The organism is Psychrobacter proteolyticus, from assembly GCF_003350005.1.
Classification (GTDB): Bacteria; Pseudomonadota; Gammaproteobacteria; order Pseudomonadales; family Moraxellaceae; genus Psychrobacter; species Psychrobacter proteolyticus.
This window is the reverse complement of the sequence record NZ_QLKS01000001.1, coordinates 551,170-569,083: the sequence shown is the minus strand read 5'-3', so window position 1 is coordinate 569,083 and position 17,914 is coordinate 551,170. Positions and strand designations below refer to the sequence as shown.

General features: G+C 45.5%; 14 protein-coding genes. 7 read left to right on the top strand and 7 right to left on the bottom strand.

Annotated features, from left to right (window positions below):
• Positions 1 to 114: 114 nt before the first annotated feature.
• From DXK30_RS02235 to DXK30_RS02225, 3 genes are all read left to right on the top strand, one after another.
• Positions 115 to 1,299 carry an acyl-CoA dehydrogenase gene (locus DXK30_RS02235; RefSeq protein ID WP_114700279.1) on the top strand — a complete coding sequence of 395 codons (1,185 nt, stop codon included), beginning with the start codon at positions 115 to 117 and terminating at the stop codon, positions 1,297 to 1,299.
• A 205-nt stretch (positions 1,300 to 1,504) separates the two neighbouring features.
• The gene (locus DXK30_RS02230; RefSeq protein WP_114700664.1) at positions 1,505 to 2,713 is read left to right on the top strand and encodes a CaiB/BaiF CoA transferase family protein; all 1,209 of its coding nucleotides are present in this window, start codon (positions 1,505 to 1,507) and stop codon (positions 2,711 to 2,713) included.
• Between the two features lie 117 nt (positions 2,714 to 2,830).
• Positions 2,831 to 3,901: a histone deacetylase family protein gene (locus tag DXK30_RS02225; RefSeq protein ID WP_114700278.1), complete on the top strand. Its 1,071-nt coding sequence runs from the start codon at positions 2,831 to 2,833 to the stop codon at positions 3,899 to 3,901.
• Positions 3,902 to 3,983: 82 nt separating this feature from the next.
• On the opposite strand, the gene DXK30_RS02220 is transcribed toward DXK30_RS02225, so the two are convergent.
• Entirely contained in the window at positions 3,984 to 4,745 is a 762-nt protein-coding gene (locus tag DXK30_RS02220; protein WP_114700277.1) for an IclR family transcriptional regulator, read from the bottom strand.
• A gap of 232 nt (positions 4,746 to 4,977) precedes the next feature.
• Between DXK30_RS02220 and DXK30_RS02215 the strand changes: the two genes are divergently transcribed.
• The 4 genes from DXK30_RS02215 (at position 4,978) to DXK30_RS02200 (ending at position 9,672) form a co-directional block, all read left to right on the top strand.
• A complete protein-coding gene (locus DXK30_RS02215; RefSeq protein WP_114700276.1) occupies positions 4,978 to 6,441 on the top strand; it encodes an NAD-dependent succinate-semialdehyde dehydrogenase in 1,464 nt (487 codons plus the stop codon).
• A 201-nt stretch (positions 6,442 to 6,642) separates the two neighbouring features.
• Positions 6,643 to 7,905: a 4-aminobutyrate--2-oxoglutarate transaminase gene (gene gabT, locus DXK30_RS02210; protein WP_114700275.1), complete on the top strand. Its 1,263-nt coding sequence runs from the start codon at positions 6,643 to 6,645 to the stop codon at positions 7,903 to 7,905.
• A gap of 87 nt (positions 7,906 to 7,992) precedes the next feature.
• Positions 7,993 to 8,208, top strand: a complete 216-nt coding sequence (locus DXK30_RS02205) for a hypothetical protein (protein WP_114700274.1) — start codon at positions 7,993 to 7,995, stop codon at positions 8,206 to 8,208.
• A 21-nt stretch (positions 8,209 to 8,229) separates the two neighbouring features.
• Complete coding sequence (locus DXK30_RS02200; RefSeq protein WP_114700273.1) at positions 8,230 to 9,672, top strand: APC family permease; 1,443 nt, start codon at positions 8,230 to 8,232, stop codon at positions 9,670 to 9,672.
• 78 nt (positions 9,673 to 9,750) lie between these two features.
• Here DXK30_RS02200 and DXK30_RS02195 read toward each other — a convergent pair whose 3' ends face one another.
• From DXK30_RS02195 to DXK30_RS02170, 6 genes are all read right to left on the bottom strand, one after another.
• Positions 9,751 to 11,124, bottom strand: coding sequence for an NAD-dependent succinate-semialdehyde dehydrogenase (locus DXK30_RS02195; protein ID WP_114700272.1), 1,374 nt, complete (start codon positions 11,122 to 11,124; stop codon positions 9,751 to 9,753).
• Between the two features lie 97 nt (positions 11,125 to 11,221).
• A complete protein-coding gene (gene aguA, locus DXK30_RS02190; protein WP_114700271.1) occupies positions 11,222 to 12,337 on the bottom strand; it encodes an agmatine deiminase in 1,116 nt (371 codons plus the stop codon).
• A 68-nt stretch (positions 12,338 to 12,405) separates the two neighbouring features.
• The gene (gene aguB, locus DXK30_RS02185; RefSeq protein WP_114700270.1) at positions 12,406 to 13,275 is read right to left on the bottom strand and encodes an N-carbamoylputrescine amidase; all 870 of its coding nucleotides are present in this window, start codon (positions 13,273 to 13,275) and stop codon (positions 12,406 to 12,408) included.
• Between the two features lie 125 nt (positions 13,276 to 13,400).
• Entirely contained in the window at positions 13,401 to 14,894 is a 1,494-nt protein-coding gene (locus DXK30_RS02180; RefSeq protein ID WP_114700269.1) for a Na+/H+ antiporter NhaC family protein, read from the bottom strand.
• A 198-nt stretch (positions 14,895 to 15,092) separates the two neighbouring features.
• A complete protein-coding gene (locus DXK30_RS02175) occupies positions 15,093 to 16,469 on the bottom strand; it encodes an NAD(P)/FAD-dependent oxidoreductase (RefSeq protein WP_227670664.1) in 1,377 nt (458 codons plus the stop codon).
• A gap of 1 nt (position 16,470) precedes the next feature.
• Complete coding sequence (locus tag DXK30_RS02170) at positions 16,471 to 17,814, bottom strand: glutamine synthetase family protein (RefSeq protein WP_114700268.1); 1,344 nt, start codon at positions 17,812 to 17,814, stop codon at positions 16,471 to 16,473.
• Between the last annotated feature and the right edge of the window lie 100 nt (positions 17,815 to 17,914).

Sequence of the window (17,914 nt, the reverse complement as noted above, 5' to 3'; positions counted from 1 at the left end):
AAATTATGAAACTAAGTTTCGCACAGCGGAATAAAGAAGTCAATGACTTGTTAGACCAAATGATGTATCAAACACTATTCGTCAGTCAGGATGACTGATACCAAGGAGATCCACATGGCAACATCTACTAGCCCACGTTTTGATTGGGAAGATCCTTTTTTACTACGTGACCAGCTCACTGAAGAAGAACGCATGGTCACCGACAGCGCTCGTCAATTTTTTCAAAAAGAGCTGATGCCTGGCATTATCGAGGCAAATCGTAACGAGAGTTTCGATCGTAATATTATGCGTCAAATGGGTGAGATGGGTCTGCTGGGTGTCACGATTGAAGGTTATGGCTGTGCTGGTTTATCGAGTGTTGCTTATGGTCTGATTGCCAAGGAAGTGGAAGCCGTTGACTCGGGTTATCGTTCAGCGATGAGCGTGCAATCAAGCTTGGTTATGCATCCTATTTGGGCGTATGGCACAGAAGAGCAAAGAGAGCGTTATTTGCCTAAGCTTGCTTCGGGTGAGTATGTTGGCTGCTTTGGTCTGACGGAGCCTGATTCAGGATCTGATCCTTCATCGATGTCGACTCGTGCATGCGCTGTAGATGGCGGTTATGAGCTGACGGGTAATAAAATGTGGATCACCAATAGTCCGATCGCTGACGTGTTTGTCGTGTGGGCAAAAGATGATGCCGGCGAGATTCGTGGTTTTGTTTTAGACAAAGGTATGAAAGGATTATCTGCGCCGAAAATCGAAGGCAAATTCTCATTACGTGCGTCAGTCACAGGTGAGATTGTCATGGACAAAGTATTCGTCCCTGAAGCCAATGCTTTCCCAGATATCCGTGGTCTAAAAGGGCCATTTGGTTGCTTAAATAAAGCCCGTTATGGCATCGCTTGGGGTTCGATGGGAGCAGCTGAATTCTGCTGGAAAGCCGCCCGTCAGTACACGCTCGATCGTAAACAGTTTGGTCGTCCGCTAGCGGCAACGCAGCTGGTACAGCTAAAGCTTGCCAATATGCAGACAGAAATCACCTTAGGTCTACAAGCGGCACTACGTGTCGGTCGTCTCATGGATGAAGACAACGCAGCGCCTGAGATGATTTCACTCATCAAGCGTAACAACTGCGGCAAGGCACTTGATATCGCTCGTATCGCTCGTGATATGCATGGCGGTAACGGTATCTCTGATGAATTCCATATCATTCGTCACGTGATGAACTTGGAAGCCGTCAATACTTACGAGGGTACACATGATATTCATGCGCTTATCCTAGGCCGTGCACAGACAGGCATTCAAGCGTTCTTTTAAGCGTTTTTAGCTAATAATTTTTGATACAACTGTATTTTATGACGTACGTTACTGCTTGGCTTTTTATCAAAAGAGCATTAACAGTAGCGTACGTTTTTCAGTTGTTATTCAGGATGTAATTACTTAGCAATTACATCCTGAATAACAATTTTATGATTAAAAAGTCAAAAAATACGCGACAGAGTAAGGGAATCTCATGACAGATATGATTGATATGGCTAATATGCCAAAGGGCGCATTGCATGGTATCAAGGTGCTCGATTTATCGAGAGTGCTGGCTGGCCCTTCTTGTACACAAGTACTTGCTGATCTTGGTGCCGAAGTCATCAAGGTTGAGCGTCCTCATATCGGTGATGAAACGCGTCATTGGGCACCGCCAACATTCAGCGATGACACCTCCGCTTATTACGCTACGATTAACCGCAATAAAAAATCGCTGACGGTTGATATCACTACACCGACAGGGCAAACCATCATTAAGCAGCTGATCGCTGAGAGTGATATTTTGGTCGAAAACTTCAAAGTCGGTGGTCTGAAAAAATACGGCTTGGATTATGACAGCTTAAAACAAGACAATCCGCGGCTGATTTATGCGTCATTGACAGGCTTTGGGCAGACAGGTCCCGATGCCAAACGCCCCGGCTATGATTATATTATCCAAGGATTGTCAGGGCTGATGAGTATCACGGGTCCAAGCGATGGCGAGCCGCACAAAGTTGGCGTGGCAGTGGTTGATTTGTTTGCAGGTTTACAGTTGACGATTGGTATTCAAGCGGCACTGCTGGCGCGTCAAAATACTGGACTTGGACAACACGTCGATGTGGCATTACTTGATAGCGCGCTCGCCATGCTAGCCAATGTCGGTATGAATCATTTGGCATCCGATAAGATACCGCCAAGGTTGGGCAATCAGCATCCTAATATCGTGCCGTATCAAGTATTTGCTGGCGAGGGTGAGCAGCACTTTATTTTAGCCTGTGGTAACGACAGTCAATTTGCCAAACTGTGTGAGGTGCTTGCAGTTGATTGGCATACCGATGAGCGCTTTGCGACCAATCCACAACGCGTTGCCAACCGCGAACTGCTGTGCGGTGAGCTGACTAAGCAATTTGCCAAGCAGCCACGTACCTATTGGCTAGAGGTTTTAGATCAAGCAGGTATTCCATGCGGCGCGATTCATAATGTGGCTGAAGCCTTGGCTATGCCGCAAGCGCAAGCAAGGAATATGATTGTTAATTTCACCGAGCAAGGCAGTCCAGTACGCGCACTTGGTAACCCTATCAAGTTATCCGCATCACCAATTAGCTATCGTACGCCGCCACCGCAGTTAAGCGAGCATACTGATAGCATACTGGCTGATTTGGGTTATGACAGTGAGATGATTGCTAAGCTAAAAGCCGATGGGATTATTTAAAGTAGCGTCAATAGCCTTATATTTACAGTGATAGAAACTAAACAAAAAAGCTAGGAAATGGAATTTCTTTAATAAAATAATGTAAAACCAAGTAGTGTCAAACAAGGAATGTGATGCATGAAAATATACAGCCATGAAAACCTAAGTCTGCATAGACCATTACCTTATTTTTCTTATGGAAAGATGCATGAGCCGTTAGAAATACCAGAACGTATGGTCGAGTTTTCAAAAGCGCCAGCGGCTTTAGGCTTAGAAGTGACTACTGCCACCGATATCGGCATCGCACCAATATTGGCGGTTCATGACTTCGGTTATGTTGAATTTCTTAAGCATGGCTATGATGAATGGATGGCAGTAGAGGAAGATTTGGGCGCGCAGGTGCAGACAGGAATTTTTATGCCGTATGATAATCCCGGTATAGGCATCATGGCAAAAGCGGCGAAGTATCAAGCGGATGACAGTGCGCCCATCAGCGAACATTCTTGGACATCTATTTATTGGTCGGCGCAAACAGCACTTAACGCAGCCGAAGCACTGCTAAATGATAAGCCAACAGACGCTGAGCGTGCTGACAATCATATTCAGCTTTGCTTTTCACGGCCGCCGGGTCATCATGCGCGCAAGAGTACTGCGGGCGGATTTTGCTATCTTAATAATGCTGCCATCATCGCCGAACATCTACGGCAGAAATACGCAAAAATCGCCATTATAGATACGGACATGCATCACGGACAAGGTATCCAAGAAATATTCTACGACCGTAAAGACGTGCTCTATACCTCGGTACACGGCGATCCTGTTAACTTTTATCCAGCAGTGACTGGTCATGCGTTTGAAAAGGGAATTGGGAAAGGCGAAGGTTACAACATCAATTTCCCGATGCCACATGGTACTGATGAAGCAGGTTTCTTTGACTATGTTGATAAATCTATTGAGGTGGTGGCGTTATTTGATCCTGATGTGATAGTTCACGTACTGGGCTTTGATGTCTACGAAAACGATCCAGAAGCAAGATGTGCCGTCAGTACAGAAGGGTTTAAAATATTGGCACAAAAAATGAAAGCGCTAAACAAGCCATTGATCGTCTTAGTGGAAGGTGGTTATTACATTCAAAAGCTCAATGATAATCTACAAGCATTCCTATTAGGACTGATGGACGAGAACAGCAATAACGGCAGTAGTATTTAAATAAAACTAAAAACATCCAAAATAGGTCACAGAGTTTACCGTCACACTCTGCGACCTATTTTCTACAAACTTCTATCATTTATCAATTCGCAGTAAAGCCTAAATGCTGCTCAATTTGCTCGGCCAATTCAATCAATACCGCACTGACCTCAGCCCGTTTAGACTCATACTCTCCTTGCAAAAAACTCACCGCCATACCAGCGACCGCATTGCCTGATGCATTACGGATATAAGTGCCCAAGCAGTACATCCCATCGCGCAGTTGTCCATCATCGAGCGATACTCGGCTTTCTTGTATCGCTGCAAGCTCAGTTTTCAAATCGGTAAAATTATTGACCCCATGCTGGGTCATAGGCGTCGGAAACGCATCTTTATACAATGATTTGATACTGTCCATCGACAACGTCGATAGCATGGCTTTGCCTGTCGCCGAAAATACTGCAGGTACACGAACGCCTGCTCGAAAAGTAAAGCCAAGCGGCGCAGGGGACTCATGACAAGCCAAAAATACCACTTCTCCCAAGTCCAGTTTTGACAAGGTCACTGTGTGCTGAAGAAGTACCGGATACTGCACAATCAAATCTTTAAACAACTGTACCACGCCTTGCTGCTGCTCGTACTTGCCTGCCCAATACATCAAATATGAACCCAAATAAAAACGGCTTTCAGGGTCTTTATAAATGACATGTTTGGTTAATAGACTTTGCAAAATATTGTGAGTGGAGCTACGCGGTAGCCCCAGTTCCTTGGCGATATGAGCCGCTGTCAAAGGCTGTGAGCTATCGGTAATCAAGTCCAAAATCTGAAACGTTTTGTCTAGCGCAGGCACGGCAGTCGAGCTCATAAGTAACCTATAGAAATGAAGTAAAAATGAAATAAAAGAAAGAAGTACAAGATAATTTTTAAAATAATGAGATTAAGGGTTGCAAATCGCGTCATATCGTTCTTATAATGACGTCTCGTATATAGAATACGTGTTCAGTATATTGAACAAATAATAAATTATCAATAATTATTTACGACTTACTAATGTATCCATTCTTATAAATACATCCTATATGACAAGGAGCGTCAACATGTCACACGCGCTGCAGTTATCAAATCCAGATTTACTCAAACAATCTTGCTTCATCAAAGACGGCTGGCATGCTGCTAGTGATGAAGCTGTGCTTGATGTCAACAACCCTTTTAATGGTGAGCTCATTGGTACTGTACCAAGCCTCACCACAGAAGATGTCAATGAAGCCGTTGCTTATGCTCATGACGTTCAAGCAGACTGGGCAGCAAAAACAGCCAAAGAGCGTGCAGAGTTATTGCAAAAGTGGGCTGATCTAATCGATGCCAATAAAGAAGATTTGGCCATCATTATGACCGCTGAGCAAGGCAAGCCGCTGACTGAATCACGTGGTGAAGTGGGTTATGCCAACAGTTTTATCCGCTGGTTTGCCGAAGAAGGCAAGCGCGTCTATGGTGATGTGATTCCTGCTAATAGCACACAGCTACGTCATGTCGTTCTCAAGCAGCCAGTCGGTGTTTGTGCCGCTATCACGCCTTGGAACTTTCCAGCCGCGATGATCACGCGCAAAGTTGCTCCTGCACTAGCAGCAGGCTGTACGATTATCGTCAAACCTGCTACTGAGACACCTTACTCTGCATTGGCACTTGGTGTGTTGGCAGAGCAAGCGGGCATTCCAGCTGGCGTCATTCAGGTCGTAACCGGTAAGTCTTCTGTCATCGGCGACATCCTAACGGGTGATGCTCGCATTCATAAATTGTCATTCACAGGCTCTACAGAAGTAGGCCGTACGTTGATGGCACAGTGTGCACCGACTATTAAGAAGCTATCGTTAGAGCTGGGTGGCAATGCGCCATTTATCGTCTTTGATGATGCTGATCTAGAAAAAGCCGCTGCTGGTTTAATCGCTTCTAAATATCGTAACGCTGGTCAGACTTGTGTCTGCGCCAACCGCGTATACGTTCAAGACAGCATCAAAGATAAATTCTTAGACGTATTTGTCAAAAAAGTCGCTGAATTAAAAGTAGGTAACGGCCTAGAAGAGGGCGTCGATATTGGTCCTCTTATCAACAAAAAAGCGTTAGATAAAGTCCAAGCCTTGCTAAAAGACGCGCTAGATAAAGGCGCAAAGCTGGTCACTGGCGGTAGTATCAATGATGCTTCAGAACTGACTTATAACCCAACGGTTATCACCGATATTAGTAGCGATATGGACATCGCCTCTGAAGAAATTTTTGGACCAATTGCAACCATCTTTACCTTCAAAGACGAAGCAGAAGTTATCCGTGCTGCTAACGATACTATCTATGGCTTGGCCGCTTACTTCTATAGTAGCGACTATGCCCGCTCATGGCGCGTTACCGAAGGTCTTGAGTACGGCATCATCGGTCATAATACTGGTCTAATTTCTACCGAAGTTGCCCCATTTGGCGGTGTGAAGCAGTCTGGCTTTGGCCGTGAAGGTTCAAAATATGGTATCGAAGACTATATCACGACCAAATACTGGTGCTCTGATATCACCTAATAGCCATAACGTAATGAGTTGGATTAATGGTTAGCAAAGTAACAATTAATAAAGTATCAATTAGCAAGAATTTTTGGATATCTGTGGTGTTTTGGGTCAAATAAACACCATTTGATATCTACTGAGTACAAAGATAAACATCAAATAAACCGCCAATCTCTAGATGGCACTTATGTTACGAACAAAGAAAAGGACATTCCCATGACGACTACCAATCAATCATTACTTGAGCGCCGCAAAGCTGTTTTACCAACAGGACTTGGGGTTGCCTTTCCTATCTTTGCAGAAAAAGCAAAGAACTCAGAAATCTGGGACATCGAAGGCAAGCGTTATATCGACTTTGTCGGTGGTATCTCAGTATTGAACACGGGTCATAGCCATCCAAAAATTACCCAACGTGTCCATGAGCAGCTAGACAAATTTACACACACTGCGGCGCAAATGATTAACTACGAATGCTATGTGGATTTGGCTGAAAAGCTATGCGAAAAAGCGCCTATCAGCGGCGATACTAAAGCATTCTTTTTGACCACTGGCGCAGAAGCCGTTGAAAACTGTATCAAGATTGCTCGTGCTAAAACCCGTCGTCCAGGCGTGATCTCTTTTGTTGGTGGTTGGCATGGTCGTACCATGATGTGTATGAGCCTGACAGGCAAAGTATTGCCATACAAAAAGAACTTTGGCCCGATGCCAGGACCTGTATTCCATGCGTTGTTCCCTGCAGAAGAGTTGAACGTAACAGAAGCGCAAGCATTACACAGCCTTGACATGATCTTCCAAGCAGATATCGATCCTAGTGAGGTGGCTGCAATGATCATTGAGCCAGTCCAAGGCGAGGGTGGTTTCCATCAGGTAACGCCTTCATTCGCCAAAGCATTGCGCGAGATTTGTGATGAGCATGGCATCGTGCTTATTTTTGACGAAGTACAGTGTGGTTTCGCGAGAACCGGTACCTTGTTTGCAGGTGAGCAATTAGGTGTCGAGCCTGATTTGATGACAACTGCTAAGAGCTTAGCTGGCGGCTATCCTATCTCTGCGGTCATTGGCCGTGCTGACATTATGGATGCGCCGCAAGTAGGCGGCTTGGGCGGTACTTATTCTGGTAACCCACTTGCTTGTGTGGCGGCGCTTGCTGTTATGGAAGTTATTGAAGAAGAGAACTTACTTGAGCGTAGTGTGGTGATTGGTGATACCATCGCCGCGTTCTTAAAAGGCTTAAACCTAAGCAGTATCGGTCATATCCGTTATAAAGGCGCTATGCTAGCGTTTGAATTGATTGATAGCGAAGGCAAACCTGATGCCGCCGCCGCAGCCAATCTAAAAGCAAAATCATTTGAGCAAGGTTTGCTACTAGCGTCTTGTGGCATGTATGGCAATGCTATCCGTGTGATGGTGCCATTGACGGTTGAAGATGAAGTGCTACAAGAAGGCCTTGATATTATCAAAGGTATTCTAACGGCATAAGCAATACTGAGTGTTATTTACTTTAGCGATGGATCGCTTTTAACCAAGTACAGCTAGTTCAAGTACCGATATTGGTTAAAAGATTGTATGAAAGATAACGGCAAGGTTGCCCTTATAACACTCGCTTTGAGTGAGTTTTTTAACGGCGCCTTGCAAGTCAAGACGCCGTTTTTGTTTTTGCTGTTTAAATACTATACCGACGGCAAATACAAGTTTTTCGGCGACGCGACAGACACAACAAACATGATGGGTATGATCCCATTAAACAAAAATAGTGTAACTGTAACAGGTTCACACGGATGAAACACAGACAAGGAGTAGGTTATGTCTGAATTAAAAAAGTCGCTAGGGGTGTTCGATATCATTGCACTGGCATTCGGTGCAATGGTCGGTTGGGGCTGGGTTGTACTGGCAGGTAGTTGGATAATCTCGGCAGGTATATGGGGCGCAATTAGCGCCTTTTTGATAGGCGGTCTGGTAGTTGTATTGATTGGTGTGACGTATGCTGAACTTGCGGCCTCTATGCCAATTACTGGCGGTGAGCATACTTATACTCACCGAGCACTAGGGGTGAATGTCTCCTTTATTTGCTCATGGAGTATTTTGTTTGGTTACTTCTCAGTCGTTGCGTTCGAAGCCGTGGCACTGCCCACCGTCGTCGAATACATTATTCCCAATTATAGCCAAGGGTATCTTTGGAATGTTGCTGGCTGGGATGTTTACGCCACTTGGGTAGGCGTCGGGATGCTCGGCTCAGTGATCGTCACATGGCTAAATATACGCGGTATGGAAGTGAGTGCTTGGTTTCAAAAGCTGGCAGTCGTGGGTATTTTCTGTGTAGGTATATTACTGTTCGTGGGTGCATTACTGTTTAGTCCTGAGACCTCTAATACCGTACAAGCGCCTAACTTTATTGGCGGTATGGGTGGCATCATGACGGTGATGGTGATGGTACCGTTCTTGTTCGTTGGCTTCGATGTTATTCCGCAAGCTGCAGAAGAAATCAATCTATCTCGTCCGAACATCGGTAAGTTTTTGATCGTCTCTATTATTATTGCGGTGCTTTGGTATGTAGCAGTCGCTTGGAGTGTAGGTAAGACTTTACCGCTATTACAAGCGCAAGACTCAACATTGGCTACTGCTGATGCGATGACCAATGCTTGGAATGGTAAATGGGCAGGCACCTTGCTAGTTATTGGCGGTGTGCTAGGTATTTTATCGAGCTGGAATGCGTTTCTTATCGGTGGTAGTCGTCTGCTATATGCTATGGGAAAAACGCACATGTTGCCACAGTTTCTATGCAAACTGCATCCGAAATATAATACGCCCGTCAATGCGATTTTATTGATCGGTGGTCTCGCGACACTTGCTCCATTATTTGGTCGCAAAATGCTGGTATGGATTGTGGATGCTGGCGGGTTCGGTATCGTCATTGCTTATACTTGTGTGGCTCTTTCATTCTTAGTGCTGCGCTACCGTGAGCCCGATATGGTACGTCCGTTTAGAGTACCAGCAGGTAAATTGGTTGGTATTATCACTATTATCCTCAGTCTTGGTATGTTGGCGCTATATCTACCAGGTATGCCATCAGCACTGGTCGCTATTGAGTGGTGGATTTTCCTTGGCTGGATCGTACTTGGTGGCGTATTGTACGGTTATGCTACGATGAAAAATCCTGGTAAGAGTAAAGAGATTATGGATCATGAGCTGCATGAGCTTAAAATCGTTAACCAGCAATGGTTAAAAGAAAATCCATATAAAAAGTAGAAGTACTTTAATTAGCTTTCATAAAAAAGCCTAACGTCAAACGTTAAGCTTTTTTCATTCAACTAAGGTTTTAATCTATTAAGACTTATCACGGATAAGTTTATAATTTAAGAACTCGGTGATACCAAGGGTGCCAAGCTCACGGCCAAAGCCTGAACGTTTCACACCGCCAAATGGCGTATTGGCCTCAGAACCAGAAGGCGCATTGATAGTGACCATACCCACTTCTAGTTTGTCTGCGATTTCAGCAGCCAGTGCCGCATCTTGCGTTTGGATAGACGCACCCAAACCGAAAGGCACATCGTTGGCAATCTTGATAGCATGTTCGATATCATTTGCTTTGTAGACGACTGCTACAGGACCAAACAGCTCTTCACGATACACCTTCATTGATTCAGTCACATCTGTCAGTACCGCAGGCTTAAACCAAGCACCAGGCTTGTCTTTGTCCATACCGCCTTCTACCAATACTGTCGCCCCTGCTTGGATAGCGCTGTCTAACTGCGCTTGCAAGTTGACCGCCGCGGCTTTTGATGACATTGGGCCAATGAACGTATCTTCTTTAAGTGGGTCGGCCAAAGTCATGTTGCTGACTGCATTAGTAAAGCCTTCGACAAATTTGTCATAGACTGATTCAATAACGATCAAACGCTTGGCGGCGTTACAGGCTTGTCCAGTATTACCAAAACGACCAGAGATAGCGCCTTGTATCGCTTGCTCGATATCGGCATCGGCTGCGACGATAAAGGCATCTGAACCGCCCAATTCTAAAACGACTTTTTTGAGTGCGCCGCCAGCTTCTTTTGCAACGGCTTGTCCTGCGCGTTCAGAACCTGTTAGCGAGACACCTTGTACGCGTGTGTCATTGATAATGGTCGCTGATTGCTCATTGGTTGCAAAGATATTGTTATAAACGCCTTCAGGCACGCCTGCATCTTTAAAGATATCGACGATAACTTCTGCGGTGTTTGGACACTGCGGTGCGTGCTTTAGAATAATTGTATTACCTGCCATAAAGTTCGGCGCGACAAAACGGGCTACTTGGTAATGCGGATAGTTCCACGGCATGATACCTAATAGCGCGCCTACAGGGTGTTTTTCTACCGACGCTGACCCTGAGTCTACATCAATAGTGTTTGGCGCTAGTAGCTGCTCAGCGTTGTCTGCATAGTAGCGGTAGATATCAGCAACCAGACCGATCTCGCCTTTTGCTTGGGCAACAGGTTTACCCATCTCGTTGGCAACGATACGTGATAGCTCGTCTTGACGCTCAAGATAGATATCAGCGATTTTATGCAGTAGTGCACTGCGCTCATTTAATGGCACTTTACGCCAGTCTTGATAAGCGGTATCTGCTTGCTCAATGACTTGTTGGATGTCTTGTTCAGTGGCGGTAGGGTAAGTGGCTTCTATTTCGCCAGTGGCTGGGTTATTAACTTGATAATCGCTCATATTATGTCCTTTATTTTGAAATATTATTGGGTTCAAAATCCATTTGGGTCTATATTTTTATGCGGGTGCTTTTAATTAAAGCTTTTGATTAATGCTTTTAGTTATTGCTTTTGATCGATGGTTTTGGTTGCTGCTGCGTAATACAGTGAATATTACCGCCACCAAAAACAATCTCTCTTGTTCGTACTCCCACTACCTGATGCTGAGGAAAGACTTTTTCAAGCTGCTCGATGGCGAGTGCATCATTTATATCATCATATTGCGGTACGATGACCGCATCATTACAAATCAAAAAGTTGGCATATGAGGCGATACAAACATCACCCGTTAGGCGAGGTTTGGCGTCATCAGACTGTACAATGTCATAATCATCAGGCAAGGTCACTGGCTGCTGGGTACAGCACAGCTTATGGACTGTTAGACGTCTGCCTTTTGCGTCAATCATATTTGAGAGCTGCTTATAGGCTTTTTGCGTTGCTTCATAGAATGGATTTTCAGGATCATCAGTGAATAAGCAAACCACTTCACCAGGGCGCGCAAAGCAAGCGATATCATCGATATGACCTGTAGTCTCATCAGGATCGATACCATCATCAATCCAAAGCACTTTTTGGACATTGAGATAGGCTTTTAGCTTGTCCTCGATTTGCTGCTCGCTCAGATGAGGATTGCGCCCCGGGCTTAGCAGGCACATACGCGTGGTCAAAACCGTGCCCTCACCATCGACATGAAACGCGCCGCCTTCCATGACAAAATCATCCGTTCGATAACGTGGAATATCTAACTGCTCACACAAGCGTTCTGCGAGCTTATCATCGTCATCCCATGGTGAGTAAAGGCCATCATAGTCTCCGCCCCACGCATTGAATGTCCAATCACAAGCGCGTAGCTCGCCTGCGTCATTGATTAAAAATGTCGGCACGGTATCACGTGCCCACGCATCGTTGCTAGGCATAGAGATAACGTCGATATCATCAAGTAAGCTATCGCGGCACTGCTGATAATCGTCAGGATTAACCAGTACGCCAACTTCACAAAACTTGTTAATTGCCAGTGCAACATCAGCATAAGCCTTCTTGGCAGGGACAGCTTGTTGTCGCCAGTTATCAGCACGGTATGGCCAGACCATCCATACTTTTTGTATTGGCTCAAACTCTGCTGGCATGTAAAAGCCATCTTGCTGCGGGGTTGAGTCTGTCAGTAATATAGACATAAAATTACCTTATCGTACACGAGCGACTATAAAAATAGTGAGAGTAAACTAAAGAGACGGATAGTAGGTTAACCGTGAGTGAGCAGCGTGCCATACATCGATGGACGACGGTCACGGAACACTCCCCATTGCTGGCGATCGATAGCCAGTTGATCTAAATCAAAGGTAGTACTAATCACTTCGCTAGTATCTGCTGACGCTTCTTTTATGATGTCGCCGCGGCCGTCGGTAATGAACGAGCTACCATAAAACTGCATCGTGCTGTCATTGCCATTTTGGCTGATGGTTTCTGTGCCAATGCGATTGGCTGCGATAACTGGCATCAGGCTGGCGGCGGAATGGCCTTGCATACAGCGCTGCCAATGACTTTTTGAGTCGATACCAAGTGTTGGCTCATCACCAATGGCAGTTGGGTAAAACAGCAACTCGGCACCCATCAATGCCATACTACGGGCGCATTCAGGGAACCACTGATCCCAGCAGATACCGACACCAATCTTAGCGTATTTGGTTTGCCAAACCTTAAACCCTGTATCACCAGGGGTAAAGTAGAACTTTTCGGCATAAGGAATGCCATCTGGTATGTGCGTTTTGCGATAAGTGCCCAGTATCTCGCCATCAGCATCGATCACAGTGATGCTATTAAAGAATGTATTGCCTGATTTTTCATAAAAGCTAATCGGCAGTACCACTTCTAACTCTTTTGCCAGTTTTTTGAAGTGATTGATAGCTGCATTATCTTCGACTGAAGTTGCAAGCTTAAAATAATCAAAGTCATGAACTTGGCAGAAGTAGGGTGTCTCAAACAATTCTTGTAGCAAGATAATATTGGCACCATCATTAGCCGCTTTTTTGACCAAGTCAGTCGCGGTCGCAATGTTTTGCTGGATATCCCAACCACATTTCATTTGCGTGGTCGCCACAGTAACGTTTCGCATACTCTAAATCCTCATCATATTTATTAGGAAGTACCCTATACAAGGGTGTTTCGTATTGGCTAACGAATTATTTCTCATCATTCGTTAGTGTATAGCGACAATAGTTTAGCTCATGTTTTATTGGCTTAAGCCATCATATAGCCCAATCCTAAGAAGGTCACGACGGACAGTCCTGCACCTAACATCGCATACGGGAACTGGGTAAAGGCATGCTGCATGGGTGAGCAGCCAGCACCTTGCGCGGCAAGTAATGATGAATCACTAAAGAAACACGCATGACTACCGAATGATGAGGCTGATAACAATGCGCCAATCATAAGTGGTGTGCTCACGCCAAGGGCGAGCGATATTGGGAACACGATAGGCATCGCCAACACGTATAGACCCCAGCTTGATGAAGTAGCAAAGGTTAAGAATGCCATGACCGCGAAGATAACCGCAGGGAAGATAATAATGGTCATATAAGGCGTGATAGCTTCAATCACATACATGGTCATACCAAGCTCATCGTTGATTGCTTTTAAGAAAAAGCCACCAATAACGGTCGAGAGTGGATAGAGCATGACTTTAAAGCCTTTAAAGATAGACTCTACTTGCGTCTCAAAGCTCAAAATACCCTGCATCCAATAGACAACGACAGTCACAAAACAGGTTAATAATGCCCCGCGTAACAGATCGACTTCAAAGTAAATGGTTGAGACAATGAGTAAGATCATTGGGAAGGCAAAGTTGGCGATATTGGCTTTGAACGATAATTTACGTTTGGCTTGGACATTTGAGACCAGCTGCTCTTCTACAAACGCTTCAGGGACAGGTTTGCCAGCCTTAGCGCGTTTCTCGGCTCTTTTCATCGGTCCCCAGTCACCTAATATGCCGTAAGCAACCAAGAATACGATTAGGAGAGCGAACCAAGCATACGCCATATAGGGAATAGCGCTGATATAAAGGCCAAGACCTTCACCTTCTGTGGCCACGCCATTTTCTTCTAATAGGCCTGCAAAGTAGACGGCCCAAGTAGAGATAGGAACGATCACACACATAGGGGCAGCGGTGGAGTCGACGATATAGGCCAGTTTCTCCCGAGAGACGCCATACACATCTGTGAGTTTTTTGACGGAGGTGGATACGGCCAAGCAGTTCAAGTAATCATCGATAAAGACCACGACACCCAAAGCAAAAGTGGCCAATAACGACTGACGACGCGACTTGATGATTTTTTGTAGCCATTCACTAAAACCGTCGAGGCAGCCACTGATTTCAAGGAGCTGAATTAACCCGCCCATCAGACCACAGACGAGGACAATCCAGATAATGGTCTCGTTGCCCAAGACCATCGACATATTGTCTGCAAAGGGGGAAACCAGATCAAAGGGGTTGAGCATCACAAGGCCAGCGACGCAGCCTGCAATCATGGATTCAAATGGTCGCCTAGAGACAATGGCGGTGACTAATACTAATAATGTGGGTAATAAAGATAAAGCACCCCAAGATTCATCTGGACCACGGCTCATGGATAGCCAAGCAAAGGCCAGATAGATGACGACGGCTACTATTACGGTGAGAAAGACTCGCTTGTTATGATAGTGCCCTTCGACAGCATCATTGAGTTTCATGTTCATACTTGCGCTCCCTGTAGAACCTCATTTTTTAAAACAAACTCTATTCGGTGGTTGATGCTCGATAGACAGTAGCGAATCAACTTTCTATCGAGCTTCCTATCACAGCAATCCATTACTGTGATAGGTCAAGGCAACAGTAGTTTTCATGATAAAAGCGTTGTCTATGTCGACCGCTTTTATGCAAGGTTGGTCATGTATTTACATGCCGGTGGTGTCTTTTAGTGCATACCACCACGAACCCATGACAGAGTAAGGCACGCGTAGAGCCCTGCCACCTGGGAATGGAATCCAAGGAATCTGTGCAAAGGTGTCAAACTCTTTGGTTTTTCCATTGATGGCATCAGCCAAGATTTGCCCGAACAGATGAGAGCCTGTTACGCCGTGTCCACTATAGCCATGGGCGAAATATACGCGCTCATGTAGTTTGCCCATTTGTGGTACACGAGAGAAAGACAGGGCAAAGTTACCACTCCACGCGTAGTCGATTTTTACATCACGCAGCTCTGGGAAAATTTTATTCATATTGGGTCTGATTTTGGCGGTGATATCAGCAGGATCTTGACCGCCGTAGACCGTCCCGCCGCCAAACAACATACGTTTGTCTGCTGAGAGACGATAATAATCAAGAATGTAGCGCACGTCTTCGACACAGACATCAGTAGGGAGTAGTTGATCGGCCAAATCACCCAATGGCTCGGTCGCGATAATCTGCGTCGATACTGGCATCACGCGATCAGTCAGTTTAGGAATGACTTTGTTGAGATAAGCGTTACCGCATAGAACGGCTTGCTTACAGGTTACCGTGCCGAACTCAGTAATGACTTTGATAGAGTCGTCAGCGTACTCAATATCTACGACTAAGGTGTTTTCATAAATCGTGCCGCCATTTTTTTCGATAGCCGCCGCTTCACCCAATGAAAGGTTCAATGGATGAAAATGTCCACCCGAATGGTCGATGACGCCTCCCACATAAGCATCTGACTTGATATGCTCTTGAATGCCATTTTTGTCTAGCATTTCTCGGTCGTGCATACCGTGGCTTTCCCACAATGCATGCGTCTCTTGTAAGTCTTTTAGTTGTCCGTTATTCAATGCTGCAAAGATGTTTTTTTCTTTCAGATCGCAGCTGATATCGTAGTCGCTAATAAGACGACGAATGATTTTGCCACCGCGAGTCACTAGCTGACCGACGAAGTCTGCACTTTGTTGACCATAAGATTTTTTAATTTTTTGCAGGCTGGCATTTAGTCCATTGACGATTTGACCGCCGTTACGACCTGATGCGCCCCAACCAATCTGTGCGCCTTCAAGCACGACGACTTCATGATCTGTCTCGATAAGGTGCAGGGCAGTCGATAGGCCGCTATAACCGCCACCGACCACGCAGATTTCTACCTGAATATCATTTTTAAGCGTTGGTCTGTCAGGCTTAGGGTTGCGACTGGCTGCATAATAGCTATCAGGGTATTGACCCTTATCCGAGTAATGCGGGATATTGCGCGTGTTGTTAGAAGGTGGGTTTTGGTTCGTTGCCATATTGCTACTTTGATTGCTATTTGGGCTACTATTTGACATATCAAACATCCTGTAAATAGGTGAGGTATTCAAGGTTGGTCACTTGCTGAGCAAAGCGTTTGGCCTCTTGCTTTTTGACCGCAATCAATAGCTCAATCATCTCGCTTGGAAATAGTGAGTCAACCACATCGCTGCTCTCAAATTGACGAATGGCTGAGAGCCAGTCCAACGGTAGTGTTTTTAGTTCTGCTGCGTCATAAGTAATGCTGTTAATCGGCTCAGGTGCTTCAAGCTTGTTTTCGATACCATACAGCATACCCGCCAGTACTGCGCTACAAACTAGATAAGGATTAGCATCTGCGCCAGACACCCGATGTTCGATACGGCGTGCTCTGGTGTCACCGCCAGGGATACGTACAGCTGCGGTGCGGTTCTCATAACCCCACGACACGTTGTTTGGGGCTAATGTACCAGGGGTAAAGCGGCGGTAAGAATTGACATGCGGTGCAAATAATAAGGTGCAATCTGACATGGTCTTAAGTAGGCCAGCCACTGCATGACGCAACATATCTGACCCATCATCTGACCCATCATCGAATACGTTGTTGCCATCTTTATCTAATAAGCTGCAATGCACATGAAAGCCATTGCCAGACTGTAGGCCAAAAGGTTTTGCCATAAAGGTCGCGGTAAGCTTGCGACGAGCTGCCACGGCTTTGACCACTTGTTTAAACAAAATCGCGTCGTCAGCAGCTTTTAATGGGTCGTCGACGTGTAATAGATTGATTTCAAACTGACCACAACCATTTTCCGCCAGTGCCGCATCAACAGGGATATCGAGCTTTTCACACTGCTCGTAGACTTCATCTAAAAATTCATCGAATTGTAATAGGTCATTGATACTTAAGATGGATGTCTTGTTTAGTCTTAGGCCGCTCTTGGGACGGATAGGTGGCTTGGGTGTTTCCCCCTCGGTATAGTCAACCAAATAAAACTCTAGTTCGGTTGCCATCACTGGTGTCAGTCCCAGTGCTTTGAACTTTTTGCTGATGTAGTCCAAAACATGGCGGGCATCACCGTAGTAAGGCTCATTGTCTTCGGTATATAACCATATAGGTAGTAGTGATGAAGGGGCACTGGTATTGAGAAGTGGATAAGCAGCGCGACCAGTTGGACGGGCAATGGCGTCGATATCGCCATTGCACTGCGAAGACTCGATGACATCAGCGCCCCATATATCGACACCTAAGATTGACAGAGGTAATCGGATTGCGCCGTTTTCTGCTTTTTCCATTTGATCAAAAGGGATGCGCTTACCACGAAGTAAGCCATTGATATCTCCTGCGGCAACATAGACGTACTCTGTGCTGTTTGCAGATTTGACCATTCCATTGGTTGTCATCATGTCTGTTCTTCCTATGAATTTGTAGAATTACTGGGTTTGTTACTGCTACTACGTTTTGGCTGCGGTGTCTAAATTCTCTGCTAGTGGCATTTATAACGAA

Bases quoted from the DNA above. Each gene is read 5' to 3' on its own strand.
- DXK30_RS02235 (WP_114700279.1), top strand. From the start codon at position 115: ATGGCAACATCTACTAGCCCACGTTTTGATTGGGAAGATCCTTTTTTA.
- DXK30_RS02230 (WP_114700664.1), top strand. From the start codon at position 1,505: ATGATTGATATGGCTAATATGCCAAAGGGCGCATTGCATGGTATCAAG.
- DXK30_RS02225 (WP_114700278.1), top strand. From the start codon at position 2,831: ATGAAAATATACAGCCATGAAAACCTAAGTCTGCATAGACCATTACCT.
- DXK30_RS02220 (WP_114700277.1), bottom strand. From the start codon at position 4,745: ATGAGCTCGACTGCCGTGCCTGCGCTAGACAAAACGTTTCAGATTTTG.
- DXK30_RS02215 (WP_114700276.1), top strand. From the start codon at position 4,978: ATGTCACACGCGCTGCAGTTATCAAATCCAGATTTACTCAAACAATCT.
- gabT (WP_114700275.1), top strand. From the start codon at position 6,643: ATGACGACTACCAATCAATCATTACTTGAGCGCCGCAAAGCTGTTTTA.
- DXK30_RS02205 (WP_114700274.1), top strand. From the start codon at position 7,993: ATGAAAGATAACGGCAAGGTTGCCCTTATAACACTCGCTTTGAGTGAG.
- DXK30_RS02200 (WP_114700273.1), top strand. From the start codon at position 8,230: ATGTCTGAATTAAAAAAGTCGCTAGGGGTGTTCGATATCATTGCACTG.
- DXK30_RS02195 (WP_114700272.1), bottom strand. From the start codon at position 11,124: ATGAGCGATTATCAAGTTAATAACCCAGCCACTGGCGAAATAGAAGCC.
- aguA (WP_114700271.1), bottom strand. From the start codon at position 12,337: ATGTCTATATTACTGACAGACTCAACCCCGCAGCAAGATGGCTTTTAC.
- aguB (WP_114700270.1), bottom strand. From the start codon at position 13,275: ATGCGAAACGTTACTGTGGCGACCACGCAAATGAAATGTGGTTGGGAT.
- DXK30_RS02180 (WP_114700269.1), bottom strand. From the start codon at position 14,894: ATGAACATGAAACTCAATGATGCTGTCGAAGGGCACTATCATAACAAG.
- DXK30_RS02175 (WP_227670664.1), bottom strand. From the start codon at position 16,469: ATGTCAAATAGTAGCCCAAATAGCAATCAAAGTAGCAATATGGCAACG.
- DXK30_RS02170 (WP_114700268.1), bottom strand. From the start codon at position 17,814: ATGATGACAACCAATGGAATGGTCAAATCTGCAAACAGCACAGAGTAC.